At 40.5% G+C, this 1,718-nt stretch carries 2 protein-coding genes; both read left to right on the forward strand.

Annotated features, from left to right (window positions below):
* Positions 1–677 (forward strand): DUF2779 domain-containing protein (locus tag IKB69_RS01370; protein ID WP_290945343.1); only part of this gene is annotated, 677 nt, incomplete at its 5' end.
* Positions 678–948: 271 nt separating this feature from the next.
* Positions 949–1,653, forward strand: a complete 705-nt coding sequence (locus tag IKB69_RS01375) for an NAD-dependent deacetylase (protein ID WP_290945345.1) — start codon at positions 949–951, stop codon at positions 1,651–1,653.
* Positions 1,654–1,718 lie beyond the last annotated feature (65 nt).

The raw sequence follows: 1,718 nt of genomic DNA on the forward strand, positions 1-1,718 counted from the left end.
AAGAAAAATCTAGAATTCTTAATACTGATGCTGTGCGTGAGTTTTTAGCCACGCTTAGTTATCCGCTTTATCATTTGGACTTTGAGACTTTTCAATCAGCTATTCCGCTGTGGCGAGGGGCTAAGTCATACGAGCAGACGCCTTTTGAGTATTCGCTTCACATTGACAAGGGCGATGGTAGCGAGCCAGAGCATAAGGAGTTTTTGCCTACTGAGTTTTGCGACCCACGCAGAGCCTTGGCCCTTAGCCTAGTGCGTGATATCCCAAAGGGTGTTTGCTCGCTAGCTTATAATGCGCAGTTTGAAAAAGGGGTTTTAAAGCGACTAGCTGAGCTTTTCCCTGATTTGAGCGAGCATTTGATAGACATACACGATAATATGAAAGATTTGATGGAGCCTTTTGCTAAGCGTGATTTTTACGACTGGCGCCAAAACGGCAGCTACTCTATCAAAAAAATCCAGCCCATACTAGCCCCTAGCATAGATGATGGCTACAAAGCAATGGCAAGCCGTGGCGAGATATCAAACGGCGGCGAGGCAATGAATGCTTTCCCAGAGTTCGCTAAGATGAATAGCGAGCAAATCGCTAAAAAACGCAAAGAGCTACTAGCTTATTGCGGACTTGATACACTAGCTATGGTAAAGGTGCTTGAAGGACTAAAAGAGCTGGTAAAGTAGGTACTTGCAGCTATAAAAAATAGTCTGGAATTTGGCTACAGTTCTGAGTATTTTTAAAGAGTAAAGAAGAAAAAGTGAAACTATTAGAAACAATCTATTGTGAGCAATTTAAACGCGACTGTGGATCATACAAACACGACTTTTGTCTTGAAAAAAAGGACTTTGATGTGCTGTTTGACCTTTGGCATTATGATTGGCGGAATAATGAGATAAAAAGTTTGCGTATATTCACAGTGTGCTTTATGTTCAAAAATTTTAAAAAGGAGTAAAGATGAAAAAAGTGCTTATTTTAAGTGGTGCTGGATTATCAGCTGAGAGTGGGCTAAGGACTTTTAGAGACAGCGGCGGACTTTGGGAAGAGTATGATATAATGGAGGTTTGCTCGGCTCGTGGGTTTAGAGAAAATAGGCAAAAAGTGCTAGATTTTTACGACAAGCGTAGGGCTCAGCTAGCAGAGTGTGAGCCAAACGAGGCTCACCGCATGATAGTTCGTATAAAGGCAAAATACCCCGAGCAAATCGCAGTACTAACGCAAAATGTAGATGATTTGTTAGAGCGGGCAGGCTGCGTGGATGTCGTTCATTTACACGGCTTTTTGCCTGAGATTTACTGCCAACATTGTAAAAAAATAGAATATATCGGCTACGAGGCAATAAATGCTAAAGAGCATATTTGTAAATGTGGGTGTAAGAAGTTTCGCCACAATATCGTTATGTTTGGCGAACAAGCTCCATTTTATAAGGTGCTTTATAATGAGCTAAATGCGCTTAGAAAGGCAGAAGACTCGCTATTTGTGTGCATTGGCACTAGTGGGCAAGTGCTAGATGTGGCAGATTTTAGCATTTTTGCTAAAAATAGCATTTTAAACAATCTTGATAAAAGTGATATAGACCACGCATTTAACAAATGCTACATAGAAAAAGCCACAACTGCTGCACCAAAAATAGAAGCTGATATAGAGAAGTTTTTTAGCTAGAATTTTAGCAAAATAGCTATATAGAGCTTAAGAGATGCGCTTGTTTTAATATCTCTATTGGATGC

The organism is Helicobacter sp. (assembly GCF_017502485.1).
In the GTDB taxonomy this organism is placed as follows: domain Bacteria; phylum Campylobacterota; class Campylobacteria; order Campylobacterales; family Helicobacteraceae; genus Helicobacter_B.

Bases quoted from the DNA above. Each gene is read 5' to 3' on its own strand.
- IKB69_RS01375 (WP_290945345.1), top strand. From the start codon at position 949: ATGAAAAAAGTGCTTATTTTAAGTGGTGCTGGATTATCAGCTGAGAGT.